12 protein-coding genes are annotated in these 15,591 nt (G+C 66.0%); all 12 read left to right on the plus strand.

The annotated features are described in order from the left end of the window. The first annotated feature begins 148 nt into the window (after positions 1-148). The gene (gene rsmH, locus KXR83_RS15605; protein WP_437425851.1) at positions 149-1,093 is read left to right on the plus strand and encodes a 16S rRNA (cytosine(1402)-N(4))-methyltransferase RsmH; all 945 of its coding nucleotides are present in this window, start codon (positions 149-151) and stop codon (positions 1,091-1,093) included. Beyond that, on the plus strand, positions 1,090-1,947 hold the full coding sequence (locus KXR83_RS15610) for a hypothetical protein (RefSeq protein ID WP_437425584.1): 858 nt from the start codon (positions 1,090-1,092) through the stop codon (positions 1,945-1,947). The genes rsmH and KXR83_RS15610 overlap by 4 nt, the downstream gene beginning before the upstream one ends. An 83-nt stretch (positions 1,948-2,030) precedes the next feature. After that, positions 2,031-4,043, plus strand: coding sequence for a peptidoglycan D,D-transpeptidase FtsI family protein (locus tag KXR83_RS15615; RefSeq protein WP_437425585.1), 2,013 nt, complete (start codon positions 2,031-2,033; stop codon positions 4,041-4,043). Between the two features lie 23 nt (positions 4,044-4,066). Then, positions 4,067-5,671: a UDP-N-acetylmuramoyl-L-alanyl-D-glutamate--2,6-diaminopimelate ligase gene (locus KXR83_RS15620; RefSeq protein WP_437425586.1), complete on the plus strand. Its 1,605-nt coding sequence runs from the start codon at positions 4,067-4,069 to the stop codon at positions 5,669-5,671. Further along, positions 5,668-6,129: a UDP-N-acetylmuramoyl-tripeptide--D-alanyl-D-alanine ligase gene (locus tag KXR83_RS15625; RefSeq protein ID WP_437425587.1), complete on the plus strand. Its 462-nt coding sequence runs from the start codon at positions 5,668-5,670 to the stop codon at positions 6,127-6,129. Before KXR83_RS15620 ends, KXR83_RS15625 begins: the two co-directional genes overlap by 4 nt. Before the next feature lie 28 nt (positions 6,130-6,157). Continuing rightward, entirely contained in the window at positions 6,158-7,246 is a 1,089-nt protein-coding gene (gene mraY / locus KXR83_RS15630) for a phospho-N-acetylmuramoyl-pentapeptide-transferase (protein ID WP_437425588.1), read from the plus strand. Then, on the plus strand, positions 7,243-8,724 hold the full coding sequence (gene murD / locus KXR83_RS15635) for a UDP-N-acetylmuramoyl-L-alanine--D-glutamate ligase (RefSeq protein ID WP_437425589.1): 1,482 nt from the start codon (positions 7,243-7,245) through the stop codon (positions 8,722-8,724). Before mraY ends, murD begins: the two co-directional genes overlap by 4 nt. Then, positions 8,724-10,511 (plus strand): putative lipid II flippase FtsW, encoded by a 1,788-nt coding sequence (ftsW, locus tag KXR83_RS15640; RefSeq protein WP_437425590.1) that lies wholly within the window; start codon positions 8,724-8,726, stop codon positions 10,509-10,511. The genes murD and ftsW overlap by 1 nt, the downstream gene beginning before the upstream one ends. Next, positions 10,508-11,665, plus strand: coding sequence for an undecaprenyldiphospho-muramoylpentapeptide beta-N-acetylglucosaminyltransferase (gene murG / locus KXR83_RS15645; RefSeq protein ID WP_437425591.1), 1,158 nt, complete (start codon positions 10,508-10,510; stop codon positions 11,663-11,665). The genes ftsW and murG overlap by 4 nt, the downstream gene beginning before the upstream one ends. Next, on the plus strand, positions 11,662-13,182 hold the full coding sequence (gene murC / locus KXR83_RS15650) for a UDP-N-acetylmuramate--L-alanine ligase (protein ID WP_437425592.1): 1,521 nt from the start codon (positions 11,662-11,664) through the stop codon (positions 13,180-13,182). The genes murG and murC overlap by 4 nt, the downstream gene beginning before the upstream one ends. After that, positions 13,179-14,177 (plus strand): cell division protein FtsQ/DivIB, encoded by a 999-nt coding sequence (locus KXR83_RS15655; protein WP_437425593.1) that lies wholly within the window; start codon positions 13,179-13,181, stop codon positions 14,175-14,177. Before murC ends, KXR83_RS15655 begins: the two co-directional genes overlap by 4 nt. 203 nt (positions 14,178-14,380) lie before the next feature. After that, positions 14,381-15,580 carry a cell division protein FtsZ gene (gene ftsZ / locus KXR83_RS15660; RefSeq protein WP_437425594.1) on the plus strand — a complete coding sequence of 400 codons (1,200 nt, stop codon included), beginning with the start codon at positions 14,381-14,383 and terminating at the stop codon, positions 15,578-15,580. Positions 15,581-15,591: the final 11 nt, after the last annotated feature.

Here is a 15,591-nt window from a genome sequence, read left to right on the forward strand (position 1 = left end):
CAGGATCCACCCGCCACTCGAGCTTCGGCTCTACGCGGAGTTCGGCATTCCATCGACGCCGCGGTGCCGGTCCTTCCGGTACCCACACCGCACGAAGGGCAGCAGTACCGTGGATCACGTCGAGGGCCGATTCGGGCATGTCCCGGTGATGGCGACGCGAATGGTCGAACTTCTCACTCCAGCACTCACCCGTCATCACGACGACGGCACAGGCGCGACCTATCTGGACGGCACCCTCGGAGCCGGCGGCCACACCGAACTTGTGGCCGAGTCCTTCCCCGGTGTCGCGATCATCGGGATCGATCGAGACGAGAATGCTCTCGAACTCGCCCGCGACAGACTGTCGGCGTTCGGTGACCGCATCACTTTCGTTCACGAGCGCTACGACGCCGTGGCCGAAGCGCTCCGGCAGGCGGGTGCCGAATCGTACGACGCGGGATTGTTCGATCTCGGTGTCTCCTCCATGCAGCTCGATCAACCCGAACGTGGGTTCGCGTACTCGGTTGATGCGCCCTTGGACATGCGGATGAACCCGGCCGACGAGCTCACCGCCGCCGATGTGCTCAACACGTATTCACACGGGGAGATCGCACGCATCCTCTCCGAATTCGGCGATGAGCGGTTCGCAGGCAAGATCGCCTCGGCCATCGTGCGCGAGCGGGAGACCGAGCCGTTCACGACAAGCGGCCGGCTCGTCGAACTGCTATACCGCGCCATCCCGGCCGCCACGCGCCGTACTGGTGGGCACCCCGCCAAGCGCACGTTCCAGGCACTGCGGATCGAGGTCAACAGTGAGTTGACGTCGCTGCGCAACGCCCTGCCTGCCGCCTTGGACAACTTGGCCGTCGGAGGCCGGCTGGCCATCATGTCCTACCAGTCACTCGAGGACAAGATCGTCAAACGTGAGTTCGTCACCAGGACCACATCGACGTCGCCGCGCGGGCTGCCCGTCGACTTGCCCGGCACCGCACCCGAATTCGAGCTCATCACCCGCGGAGCGGAACGCGCTTCGGACGCCGAGATCGAACAGAACCCGCGCTCGGCCTCGGTGCGTGTACGTGCAGTCGAACGAATTGCCAGGAGGAATCCGTGACCGTAGTCGATGATCAGCCCGGTGCCCGGAGTCGTCGTACGGCCGAGCCCGGTACCCGGCAGCGATCGGCGGCCGCTCAGAGGGCCCTCGAGCGTCGACGCAAACGCCTTGTGCGCGAGCCGAATGCACCCGTACGGTCGCGTGATCGCCGCGACGCCCTGCGGGCGACGGGTGAAAACGTTGCGGACGAACGAGATTCGAATGTCGTCGTCCGACTCGTCACATCACCGATCAAGGCCGCGCGGCGGATCCCCTTCGCGGTGGTGGTGGTCGGATTGCTGTTGGCAGGCCTGGCCCTCACTCTGTGGCTGTCGACAAAATCGGCTCAGGACTCGTATCAACTCGGTGTGGCCAGGGAGCAGAACGAGCAGCTGTCGGACCGTCTCAACGCACTCGTCAAGACCTACGAGTCAGGCGATTCCGCGCCCGAATTGTCAGACAAGGCAGGGCGTCTCGGGATGATCCCTGTGACAGACGTACCGCGCCTGGTCGTCGGTCCCGACGGCAGATCAACGGTTGTCGGTGACATCACACCGGCTGACGGACCAAAAGCGCCTTCGCTCAACGACACTCCGCGTTTGACCTCCTCGGCGAACTCGGATCCCTCGCCGACGTCACCTGCCCCGACACCGGGCCAGCAGGGTACCCCTGTTCAGCAAGGCACTCCGGTTCAGCAAGGTACTCCGGTCGAGCAGGGTGCCCCCGTGAACGGTACGTCTCCGGAGGAGTCGACCGGCGGACCGATACCGGCCCAGCCACAGACTCCGGCAAATCCGGCCACCACACCCGGATTCAGCAATGTTCTTCCCCCAACCGGCGGCGCGCCGGGCTCAAATTCAGGGCAAACCCGTTAGCGGAGCAGAGAATTGACAACCATGACGTGCTCCCGAGCGACGAACGCCACCGCCGACGGGCGTCGTGGCCCCGGATGCCCGCGATGACGCGCCCCACACGCGATCACGATCGGCGCGCCCGCCAGCGGGCCACCGGCCGAGACCGCGCCGGAGCGGCGCGGCGGCCCCGGGGTAGGCAAGGCAAGAGCGGAGCCGGTGCCCGCGAGGGCGACAATGTGGCGGCGGGACGGTCGGCGGCAACGCGGTCCGGCTTCCCGATCGGTGGTTCCCAGCATTCGAATCAACAGGCACTGCGGGCCGGACGCCAGTTCCTGGTGCGGCATCGACTCGCCAGCTTGGTGATCGTCCTGATCGTTGCGGTGGTCGCGATCAAGATGGTGATGCTTCAGGTCGTGGATGCCTCGGGTTTGTCCGCAGAGGCGGCGAGTCAGCGAGCGGTCACCGAGGTGCTCCCCGCCAAGCGCGGAGCGATCGAGGACCGCAACGGGAAGGCGATCGCCTACACCGATGACGCCCGCGCCCTGACCTTTCAACCTGTGAAGGTCCGTAAAGAGATCGAAGAGGCGAACAAGAAGAACCCGAGCCTGCCCGGTGTCGACGACCGCATCGACCAGATCGCGGCGGGCATCAGTGCCGAACTGGGCAGTGAGTACGACCAGGATTCGATCAAAGAGTTGTTGCGCAGCAACGAAACCTTTGTGTACCTCGCCCGGGCCATCAGCCCCGAGGCAGCAGGCAAGATCATCGACGAGTTCCCGGAGGTGGGGTCCGAGCGACAGGACGTGCGCCTCTACCCAGGTGGGTCACTGGCCGCGAACATCGTCGGCGACGTCGACTTCGACGGCAACGGTCTCATCGGGCTGGAGTCGTCCATGGATTCGATCCTCTCGGGCACCGACGGATCGCGAACCTACGACCGTGGGTCCGACGGCGCAGTGATCCCCGGCAGCTCGAGGAACCTGCATCCATCGGTCAACGGCGGCACCGTCGAACTCACCATCGACTCCGACATCCAGTGGTACGTCCAGAACGAGGTCGAGAAGGCCAAGAAGCTGTCGAAGGCCAAGAACGCGTCGGCGGTGGTGCTCGACGCCAAGACGGGCGAGGTCCTCGCGATGGCGAACGACGGCACCTTCAACCCCGCCAAGCCGCTCGACGAGCAGGACAGCGCGCAGCTGGGCGACCTGCCGATCACCTCGCCCTTCGAGCCGGGGTCGGTGAACAAGATCGTAACGGCGGCTGCCGCCATCGAATACGGGATCACCAACCCGACCGAGGTCCATCAGGTGCCGGGCAGTATCGACATGGCCGATGTCACGGTCAAAGACGCCTGGGCGCACGGTGTCGAGCCCTACACCACCACCGGAATCTTCGGTAAATCGTCGAACGTCGGAACACTCATGCTCGCCGATGAGGTGGGCGAAGACCGATTCGCCGACATGGTCAAGCGCTTCGGCCTCGGTCAGCGATCAGACGTCGGGCTCCCCGCCGAAAGTGCCGGCGTGGTGCCGGCGCGGTCCCAGTGGTCGGGAGGCACCTTCGCCAATCTGCCCATCGGACAAGGCCTCACGATGACCTTGCTGCAGATGACAGCGATGTACCAGGCGATCGCCAACGACGGCCTGCGCATTCCGCCCCGCATCATCAAGTCGATCGAGGGCACAGGCCAGGACGGCCAGCTGCCGGCGCCCGAGGGTGTGCAGGTGGTGAGCCCGCAGACGGCTCGGACGGTGCGGGACATGTTCCGCGCGACCATCCAGAACGACCCGATGGGCGTTCAGATGGGCACCGGCGCCAAAGCCGAGGTCCCGGGCTATCAGATCAGCGGCAAGACGGGTACCGCCCAGCAGGTCGACCCCGATTGCGGTTGCTACTCGCAGTCGAGCTACAACATCACGTTCGCCGGGATAGCCCCGGCCGACAACCCCCGGTACGTCATCGGGATCATGCTCGACGCCCCCACCCGCAGCAGTGACGGCACCGGCGGCCAGAGTGCTGCCCCGCTGTTCCAGAGCATCGCGTCCTGGATGCTGCAGCGCGAGCAGGTGCCGATGTCGGCGCAGCCGACACCGCCGCTGGTGCTGCGAGCCGAGTGACCCGTCGGCGGTATGTTGATCGAATGTCTTCTTCCGATGACTCGGTGCTGCGCCCTGCCGTGGTCGCCCCGACCGAAGTGTCGGTGCTGTCGGCGGCCTGCCACGCACGGATGGATCTGATCGGTTCGGTCGACGAACGAACGCAGGTCACCGGGGTCACCCTGCGTGCCCAGGATGTGCGTCGTGGAGATCTGTTCGCGGCGTTGCCCGGCAACCGTTTCCATGGTGCCCAGTTCGCCGCAGATGCACTGGCAGCCGGTGCCACAGCTGTGCTCACCGATCCGGCGGGCAGCGCGATCATACAGGGTCTCGACGGCCCGCTGGACTGTGTTGTGCTGGTACACCCCGATCCGCGGCAGGTTCTCGGCGACCTGAGTTCCCGGATTTATGGGCAACCGTCGCGGCGCCTGACCGTCATCGGGATCACCGGGACCTCTGGCAAGACCACCACGAGCTATCTGACAGAGGCAGCGTTGATGTCGTCCGGGCAGTCGGTAGGGCTGATCGGCACGGTCGAGACAAGGATCGCGGGCATCCGCCAGCCGAGCGCCCTGACGACCCCGGAAGCACCGGAACTGCAGGGCCTTCTCGCCGCGATGGTTGAGCAGGGGGTGAACTCGGTGGTGATGGAGGTGTCCAGCCACGCGCTGGCACTCGGCAGGGTCGACGGATGTGCCTTCGCCGTGGGCGCGTTCACCAACTTGTCGCAGGATCACCTGGACTTCCATCCGACGATGCGGGACTACTTCAACGCGAAATCTCTGCTTTTCCAGCCTGATTCACCGGTGCGCGCCCTGCGCTCGGTGGTGTGTGTCGACGACGAGTGGGGCAGGGAGATGGCCGGCGTGGCCGGACCTGACGCGATCACCCTGTCGACCACCGGCGTCGCGGCCGACTGGCAGGCGTCCGACTCGCAGGTCGCCGCCGACGGCAGCCAGAGCGTCACCGTCACCGGCCCATCCGGCGATACCTATTCCATGACGGTTCCGATGCCGGGGCGCTACAACGTCGCCAACGCGTTGACCGCGCTGGCGATCTGCGACCACATCGGCATCTCGGTCAGGACGGTGATCGATGCGATCGCCGGAGTGGCGGTGCCCGGGCGGGTGGAGAAGGTGGATCGCGGTCAGGCTTTCCTGGCCGTGGTGGACTACGCCCACAAGCCCGCGGCCCTCGAGGCGGTGATCGCCACCTTGCGGAGCCAGATCGACGGGCGACTGGCCGTTGTTGTCGGGGCGGGCGGTGACCGGGACACCGGGAAACGGCCGTTGATGGGCGCAGCTGCGGTTCGTGGCGCCGAACTCGTTGTCATCACAGACGACAATCCGCGTACCGAACGTCCCGGCGACATCCGTGCGCAGGTGCTGGCGGGGGGTCATGAAGTGGAAGAGGCCGAACGGCCGCCCGGCGCTGCGCCGGTGCGCGAAATAGGGGACCGGCGCGAGGCAATCCGCGCCGCGGTGGCCTGGGCCGAACCGGGCGACGTGGTTTTGATCGCTGGCAAAGGCCATGAGGCGGGGCAGGAGATCGATGGCGTCAAGTACCCGTTCGACGACCGGCAGGTGTTGGCCGAGGCCATCGACGACCTCGTCATCCGGTCGGATTCACCTCCGGGAGGTGGGTCATGACATCAGGTGCCTTTGACACCGCAAGCGTGCGGGCGGGATTGCGGCAGCTCGCCGATGCCGTACATGCGGCACCCGGTCGGCGCAGCTGGGCCGTGCTGGGCGAACTCGACAAACCTGCCGACTTCGACCCCGATGATCGACCCGGAATGACCTCCTGGGTTGTCGCCCACGACGAATTGGGACGGCTGGCCGTGCGTCTGGACATCGGTCAGATCATCTGTGTGGGGACCTCCCGGGCCATGCACGGACTGCATCAGGGTGCGGTCATGGAAGGATCGTGGGGCTCCGAAGCGGTCCTGGTGTCGGCTACGGAGCAGGCGCTGGAGATACTGGACGCGCAACTCGGCGAGCACGACGTGGTGCTGGTGATGGGTGGACGCGAGTTGGGGCTGGTCGAGGCGTTGGACGAGCATGTCCCGGCCGACAAACTCCTGATGCGACAAGGTCCGAATAACTGATGGCATTCGAACAGGTGAGGACTTATAGGTGAGGCAGATCCTGATTGCGGGTGTGATCTCGCTGGCTGTGGCGATTCTGCTCACGCCGGTGCTGATCAAGGTCTTCTCCAGGCAGGGGTTCGGCCAGGAGATCCGGGTCGAGGGCCCCAAGAGCCATCAGACCAAACGCGGTACGCCTTCGATGGGAGGCGTCGCCATCGTCGCGGCGCTGTGGGCGGGCTACTGGGGCGCTCATCTCGTCGGTCTCCTGACCGATGGGAGTGGACCGACAGCCTCGGGTGTCCTCGTGCTGTCGCTCGCGACGACCCTGGCCGTCGTAGGTTTCCTCGACGACTTCATCAAGATCCGTAAGCAACGCAACCTGGGCCTGAACAAGACTGCCAAGTCGGTCGGCCAGCTGATCGCGGCCCTGCTCTTCGGCATCCTGGCTCTGCAGTTCCGCAACGAAGCCGGCTACACGCCCGCCAGCACCCAGCTGTCGTATGTGCGTGACATCGACGCCATCACGATGAGCTCGGTGTTGTTTGTCGTCTTCTGCTGGCTGGTGGTGTCGGCGTGGTCGAACGCGGTGAACTTCACCGACGGTCTCGACGGCCTGGCCGCAGGATCGATGGCGATGGTCCTGGGCTCGTACGTGCTGATCACGTTCTGGCAGTACCGAAATGCCTGCGTGGGTGGACCCAAGACGGCCGAACCCGGCTGCTACACGGTCCGCGACCCTCTGGACCTGGCGTTGATCGCGGTCGCGGGCGGCGGCGCCTGCCTCGGCTTTCTCTGGTGGAACGCCGCTCCGGCCAAGATATTCATGGGCGACACCGGATCGCTCGCCCTCGGAGGCATGCTGGCCGGGCTGTCCATCACCACCAGCACCGAACTGCTGATGGTTGTGGTGGGCGCACTGTTCGTCGCCGAGATCATCTCGGTTGTCATCCAGATCGCAGTGTTCCGGACCACCGGTAGACGAGTGTTCCGAATGGCGCCGTTCCACCACCACTTCGAGCTGTCGGGGTGGGCGGAGACAACGGTCATCATCCGGTTCTGGTTGCTCACGGCCATCGCCTGTGCGCTGGGATTGTCGCTGTTCTACAGCGAGTTCCTGGCGGCCAGCGGAGGATGACCGTGCCCGTCTCCGGCACCGGCGCGCCGTGGGGACAACGTGTCCTGGTGGCAGGGGCCGGCATTGCCGGCGCTTCCGCGGTCCAGTTCCTGCTCGGCCAGGGCGCATCGGTGACGGTGTGCGACAACAACAGCAAGGCCACACGTCCACTCGTGGATCTGGGAGCCGCGGCATCCACGGTGGACGAGATCCTCGCGCGGAACGCGTGGGTTGACGACTTCGATCTTGTGGTCACCTCTCCGGGCTTTCGTCCCGACAATCCGATGCTGGTCGCCGCGGCGGATGCCGGTCTACCCGTGTGGGGTGAGGTCGAACTCGCCTGGCACGTCGATCGATCCGGCATCACCGGGCCACCGCGGCAGTGGCTCGTGGTGACCGGGACCAACGGGAAGACCACCACGACCGGGATGGTCGAAGCCATCATGACCGCTTCGGGTACGTCGGTGAGCGCGTGCGGCAACATCGGTCTGCCGGTGCTCGATGCCCTGATGGCCGAGCCGCGATCGGACGTACTGGCGGTCGAACTGTCGTCCTTCCAGCTGTACTGGGCGCCATCGGTGCAGCCGACCGCAGGTGCCGTGCTCAACATCGCCGAGGATCACCTCGACTGGCACGGCTCGATGTCGGCCTACATCAAGGCGAAGTCGGTGGCGTTGTCCGGGCCGATTGCCGTTGTGGGGCTCGATGACCCGGTCGCCGGCATCCTTGCCGCAACCTCCGAAGGTGCTCGGACCGTAGGGTTCCGGCTCGGCACCCCGCACCCCGGCGAACTCGGGGTCTCCAACGGACAACTGGTCGACCGGGTCGACTGGGACGAGAGCGGCGACAACTCTGTTGTCGCATTGATCGCCTTGGACAAGGTCCGGCCGACCGGGCCATCGGGACAGCTGAATGCTCTGGCTGCCGCAGCGCTGTGTCGGGCCATCGGTGTCGAACCGGAGGCCGTGGAAGCCGGACTCGAGTCGTTCACCGTCGGCGGTCATCGCAGCACGCCGGTTGCCGTCATAGACTCCACGACCTTCATCGACGATTCCAAGGCCACCAACCCTCACGCCGCGCTCGCGTCCATCAGGGGACATCGCCGTGTTGTGTGGCTCGCCGGAGGGCTCCTCAAAGGGGCATCGGTTGATGACCTCGTCGTCGCGGTTCGCGATCGGCTCGCCGGGGTGGTGATCATCGGAGCCGATCGCGACATCATTGCCGACGCAATGACACGACACGCCCCTCTGGTACCAACAGTCACAGTAGTAACAGGGGAAGATGGGGCGGTGAACACTGCTGACCCCACTGCCGTCATGGCCAGGGCGGTGCGCGCCGCCTGGGAGATGTGCGTTGCCGACCCGGACACACCAGACGCGGTCCTGCTGGCTCCCGCCGCGGCCTCACTCGACATGTTCGCCGGTTACGGGGTCCGTGGTGATGCCTTCGCCGCCAGCGCTCGCGCCCTGCCGGGTGCGCGTGTGTTGGGGGCATCCTGATGCCCCGCGGACTCGATCCCGAAGAACCCACAACAACCGGGCTGTCGCCCGACGATCAGGCCGCCGAAGACTCGGCGTTCGACGAGGCCGCCGATGCCGACGGCGCGGAGTCCGAATCAGCGACCGATGAGAAAGATTCTGCCGGAACGGATTCGGTAGCCGACGACAAGCCGGCGGCCGGTGCGTCGACCACCCGCAGGCGTCCCGAACGCAGGGTCATCACGTTCGCCGAAGGCATCGGCAACGTCGTCACGGCGATCTCCGGAGTCCTGAGCCGCCCGCTCGCCTCATTCCATCTCGTTGTCACGCTGACCGTGCTGTTGACCTCGTTCGGTCTGGTGATGGTGTTGTCGGCATCCTCGGTCGAGGGGTACTCGAAGACCGGATCGTCCTACGGGCTGTTCACCACGCAGCTGGTGTTCGCCGCGCTCGGTGTGGTGCTGTTCTACTTCGCCGTCCGGATGCCGATCAGGTTGATGCGCAGATTGGCTGCGCCCGCCATGATCGTCGCGACCATCATGCTCATGCTCGTTCTGGTGCCGGGCATCGGCAGTCTGGTCCAGGGTTCGCGGCGGTGGTTCACCGTCGGTGGCTTGTCGGTCCAACCGTCCGAACTCGCCAAAGTGGCCCTGTGTGTTTGGGGCGCTCATCTGCTGGCGTCGCGTCGGCGTGACAACGCAGCGCTTCGCGAATTGCTGGTCCCGCTGATTCCGGTCTCCTTCTTGGTCTGCGTGCTCATCATCCTCGAGCCGAACCTGAGTACCACCATCACCATCGCGGTCATCGTCGGTGCGCTGCTGTGGTTCGCCGGCCTGCCGGTGAAGGTGTTCTTGTCATTTGCCGCCACCGGTGTGGTCGCGGCCGGTGTCCTGGCGATGACCGCCGGGTACCGAAGTGAACGCGTGCAGAGCTTCCTCGGACACATCGACGACCCGCAGGGTGCGGGATATCAAGCGCGACAGGCAGGCTACGCCCTCGCCAATGGGGGTGTCTTCGGTGAAGGACTCGGCCAGAGTCGCGCCAAATGGAACTACCTCCCGAACGCCCACAACGACTTCATCTTCGCGATCATCGGTGAGGAGCTCGGACTCATCGGTGGCGTTGTTGTCCTGCTCCTGTTCGGACTTCTCGCGTACGTGGGTCTGCGCATCGCCACGCGCTCGGTGGACCCGTTCCTGCGGCTGCTGACCGCAACCATCACCGTGCTGGTCACTGCCCAGGCACTGATCAACATCGGCTACGTTGTCGGCCTCCTGCCGGTCACCGGTATCCAGCTGCCCCTGTTGTCGGCCGGTGGCACATCCACGTTCACCACGTTGGTGATGTTCGGCCTGCTCGCCAACGCCGCACGACACGAACCCGAGGCAGTTGCCGCGTTGGCTGCCGGGGGAGATGGCCGTTTCGGCCGCATGTTGCGGCTGCCCAATCCGGTCCCGTATTCACAGACCCGCGCCGAGGTGCTCCGCGAACGACTCGATCGTCGCCGGGGAAAGCAGGATTCACGCCCGGCCACCCGTGCCCGCAGGGCCGCGGTCGCCGAACCCGCTCGACGTCGGACTCGCGGTACGCAGCCGCCACGCAGTTACCCGCCACCACAGCGGACCAGGCGCGGGCGTGGGGTCCCGAGGCAGCAGGACTGGGGATATGGCGGTACCGCCAGCCCACCGCAGACACGGGCTCGGCCCCTGCGCAACAATGACCCCTATGCCCGACAGCGTCAGCAACAAGATTCTCGCCGTGGGAGCACCCCGGCACCGCGTTACCGGGATCCGGAACGGTGGCGGTGACCGGACCCGCATCTGCGGCGGTACCCGAAGTGAGTGAGTCGACCCGTCCGTTGTCGATCGTGGTCGCAGGCGGTGGGACCGCCGGTCACATCGAGCCGGCGATGGCTGTTGCCGATGCCGTGCGCGACCTGGATCCGAGTATCGAGGTCACAGCGCTCGGCACCGCCCGCGGTCTGGAGACGACTCTGGTCCCAGAGCGCGGCTACCGGCTCGAACTGATCCCGCCCGTCCCGTTGCCCCGCAAGCCCAACGCCGATCTGGCCAGGCTGCCGCTGCGGCTTCGCGCTTCGGTGGCGGCCACCCGTCGCGTTCTCGACGAGGTGAACGCCGATGTGGTGATCGGGTTCGGCGGATACGTGGCGCTGCCCGCCTATATCGCTGCCCGGATGCGACCGCGGTCGCGGCGCGTGCCGGTGGTCATCCACGAGGCCAATGCGAGTGCAGGCGTGGCCAACAAGGTCGGTGCTCGGCTGGCGCAGCGGGTGCTCGCCGCCGTGCCCGGCTCGGGTTTGGATGCGGAAGTCGTCGGCATACCGGTGCGGGCATCCATCTCGGATCTTGACCGCGCAGGTCTTCGCGCGCAGGCGCGTGAGTTCTTCGGGCTGGACCCCGATGCGCCGACCCTGCTGGTGTTCGGTGGATCGCAGGGTGCGCTGAGTTTGAACACCGCGGTGCGGGGCGCCGCTCAGGTGTTGGCGGACAACAAGATCGGTGTGTTGCACGCATACGGCAAGAAGAACACGCTCGAACCGTTCGAGGCCGAGTGTCCTTACGTGGCGCTGCCGTACATCTCGCGGATGGATCTGGCGTACGCCGCCGCAGACCTGGCGATCTGTCGATCGGGGGCGATGACTGTTGCCGAGGTGTCGGCGACCGGACTTCCCGCGGTCTACGTGCCCCTGCCACACGGCAATGGGGAGCAACGGTTGAACGCGGCACCGCTGGTGTCGGCCGGTGGCGGGATCCTGGTCGACGACGCCGACCTCACGCCTGACTACGTGGCCCGCACCATTCCACCCCTGCTGACCGATCCCGGCCGGCTGGCTGCGATGTCGAAGGCCGCGGCGGGCGCAGGGGCTCGGGGTGCGGCCCAGGCCGTGGCTCGGGCCGGCGTCGAGCTCGCCCAGGCGCATCGCGCCGGGGGGTCGGCATGAACGAGACCTCGACCACCGGTGTCGAACAGGCTCTGCCACCACAACTCTCACGTGTGCACATGGTCGGTATCGGCGGGGCCGGGATGTCCGGGTTGGCACGCATCCTGCTGGCGCGCGGGGGACAGGTGTCGGGTAGCGACGCCAAGGAGTCACGCGCTGTCATCGATCTCCGGACTCGCGGCGCCAAGATCCAGATCGGTCACGACCGCTCGGCACTCGAATTGCTCGAGGGTGGGCCCACCGTGGTCGTCACGACCTTTGCGGCGATACCGAAGACAAATCCCGAACTTGTCGCCGCGCGTGAACTGGATATCCCGGTGCTGCTTCGGCCGGCGGTGTTGGCGACGCTCATGGAAGGGCATCGCAACCTGCTCATCGCGGGCACCCACGGAAAGACGTCCACCACTTCGATGGCCGTTGTCGCCTTGCAGCACTGCGGCTTCGAGCCGTCGTTCGCCGTCGGAGGCGAGCTCAACGAGTCCGGCACCAACGCGTATCACGGCTCGGGCGACGTGTTCGTCGCCGAAGCCGACGAGAGCGACGGCTCGCTGCTCCAGTACAGCCCGGACGTCGCGGTCGTGACCAACGTGGAGTCCGACCATCTCGACTTCTTCGGGACCACCGAGGCCTACGTGCAGGTCTTCGATGACTTCGCTGACCGGATCAGCCCCGGTGGCGCTCTGATCGTGTGCCTGGACGATCCCGGCTCCGCTGCGCTGGCCGGCAGGGTGGCAGCGCGGATGGCCGAGCGTGGGGTGTCCGTGCTCGGATACGGCGAAGGTACCCAGGCGCACCTGGCCGACGGCGTGGGACTCACCGTCCAGTTGCTCGAATGGCAGAGCCGGGCCAGCGGTGGCATCGCCAAGGTGCGGTTCACCGATGTCGATGGCGATGTGCAGGAGCGGTCCATCATCCTGACCGTTCCCGGCAAACACATGGCGCTCAACGCGATTGCCGCGATGATCGCGGGTGTGTGCTTGGGGGCGCCGGTCTCGGGCGTCATCGAGGGTGTCGAGGGTTTTGCCGGAGTACACCGTCGTTTTCAGCTCCGTGGCCGAGTCGGACGCATACGCGTCTTCGATGACTACGCCCATCACCCCACCGAAGTACGCGCTGTGCTCACCGCGGCCCGGGACATGGTGGATGCAGACGGCGGTCGCGTGGTGGCGATATTCCAGCCGCACCTGTATTCGCGCACCGAGACCTTTGCCCGCGATTTCGCCGAGTCGCTGAGTCTGGCCGACCAGGTGATCGTGCTCGATGTCTACGGTGCTCGGGAGGAACCGATCCCGGGCATCTCGGGTCTGACCATCGCCGACCAGATCACCAAGCCCGTTGCCTTTCAGCCCGATGTCTCGGCGCTGCCCGGTCAGGTTGCCGACATGGCTGCTCCCGACGATGTGATCCTGACCATCGGCGCAGGCGATGTGACGATGCAGGCCGCCGAGATCGTGGAGGCTCTGCGTGATCGGGGGCATCACAGAGCTGATGGCGGGACGCCGAAAGGTGGCCGATGAGCGAGCGGCGCCGGCCCCGCCGGGGCAGTGGCAGACGCGGCGATCATCGAGATGCCAAGGGATCGGGCGGCGTTCCGGTCGACCCGAAGGGACAGTCACACCCTGCCGACCTGACCGAGCCCGATGACCTGACCGAGCCTGCCGACCTGACCGAGCCCGATGAGTCCGAACCCGATGACCTCACCGACCTCGTCGACGTGACGGTCGGTCGTGGAGTCGACAGCGAACCCGGTGACCCGGTCGACCCCGACGAGGCGGTGGACTCGGACCGATCCGGGGCGCTCGGGCGCAAGTCTCGCCGAGGGGCCAGAACATCACGTCGCACACGGGGTGTCAGTGGGCTGCGCCTATTGCTGCTCACAGTGGGGGCCATCGTGGTGGTGATCGCACTGACGGCGGTGGCCTACTTCTCTCCTCTGATGTCGGTGCGAACCATCGAGGTGACGGGTAATTCGATTGTGCAGTCTCCGGAGATCGTTGCCGCGGCAGCACTTTCGAAGGGCGAGCCGCTGATGCAGGTCGACACCGCAGCTGCGGCCCAGCGGGTGTCGATGATCCCGCGCGTGGCAACAGTGCGGGTCAAGCGCGAGTATCCGTCGACCATCACCGTCTCCGTGGTCGAACGTCAGCCGGTGGTCTTCACCGAGCGGGACGGCAAGCGTTACCTGATGGACAAGTTGGGCTTCGAGTTCGCGCAACAGGATCCACCACCGGGTCTGGCCGAACTGGTCACGCCGAATCCCGGTTCCGGAGATCCTTCGACCCGTGCGGCGCTCAGTGTGATGACCGGGGTCCCCGCCTATGTGGCCGATCAGGTCGCCCGCATCGAGGTCACCTCGCCGGTGAACATCGTGCTGCAGCTCAAGGATAATCGCACGGTGGTGTGGGGCGACGACGAACGCAACGGTGAAAAAGCGGAGACACTCCGGCACGTTCTGGAGCAGGAAGGCACCGAGTACAACGTGTCGAGCCCGCAGAATCCGACCTTCAAGTAGATTTCGAGCCCGATTTCTTCGGTTCTTGGCGACACGCCGCAGCGCTTGCTGGCTCCACAGTCCGATGGTGCCTAGCGTTTCCCCCAGCACGTGACTACTTGACATAACTCTAAGCCTGTGGTTTAGGTTGAGGGTTTTCGTCCCGGTGGGTGCGAGCAGCAGAGCCAGATGGTTCGGATCGAAACAAAAGGAAGGCGAGCGCTATGACGCCCCCGCACAACTACCTTGCCGTGATCAAGGTCGTCGGTATTGGCGGCGGCGGAGTCAATGCCGTCAACCGCATGATCGAACAAGGCCTCAAGGGGGTCGAGTTCATCGCGATAAACACCGACGCACAGGCCCTGCTGATGAGCGACGCCGACGTCAAACTCGACGTCGGCCGCGACTCCACGCGTGGCCTCGGCGCCGGCGCCGATCCCGAGGTGGGACGCCGCGCCGCCGAAGATGCCAAGGATGAGATCGAGGAACTGATCAAGGGCGCCGACATGGTGTTCGTGACCGCGGGTGAGGGTGGCGGCACCGGAACCGGTGGCGCTCCTGTCGTCGCGAGCATCGCACGCAAACTGGGTGCACTCACGGTCGGTGTCGTGACCCGTCCGTTCTCCTTCGAGGGAAAGCGTCGTGGTGGCCAGGCAGAGGTCGGTATCGCCGCGCTGCGTGAATCATGCGACACCCTCATCGTGATCCCGAACGATCGGCTGCTCCAGATGGGTGATGCCGCAGTCAGTTTGATGGATGCCTTCCGCAGCGCCGACGAGGTTCTCCTCAACGGTGTCCAGGGCATCACCGATCTGATCACCACGCCGGGTCTGATCAACGTCGACTTCGCCGACGTCAAGGGCGTCATGAGCAATGCGGGCAGTGCCCTGATGGGCATCGGTTCGGCGCGGGGAGAGTCGCGGGCGACCAAGGCCGCCGAGTCGGCGATCAACTCGCCGCTGCTCGAGGCCTCCATGGAAGGTGCTCACGGCGTGCTGATCTCGATCGCCGGCGGAAGCGATCTCGGCCTGTTCGAGATCAATGAGGCAGCGACGCTGGTGCAGGAAGCCGCACACATCGACGCGAACATCATCTTCGGCACGGTCATCGACGACAACCTCGGCGACGAGGTGCGGGTGACGGTGATCGCCGCCGGCTTCGACAGTGGTTCGCCCGCACGCAAACCGGTCGAATCTGCTGCGACTGCCGCCGCACGCACGAGTGGCTCGGTCGGGTCGGCTCGCGCCGGATCGGTGTCGAACGGTGGCAACACCACCGAACGGCATGACCCGCTGTTCGCGCAGGTGCCCGCCGGTGACCCCTTCGCCGACGACCGCTCGTCGCGCAATGGCTCGTCGCGTCCGGCTCACGGCCTCGACGAGGCCGACGACGAGGTGGATGTCCCACCGTTCATGAAGCGCTGAGCCCCGCAGTG

Origin of the sequence: Williamsia muralis (assembly GCF_051487485.1) — a bacterium.
GTDB lineage: Bacteria > Actinomycetota > Actinomycetes > Mycobacteriales > Mycobacteriaceae > Williamsia > Williamsia muralis_B.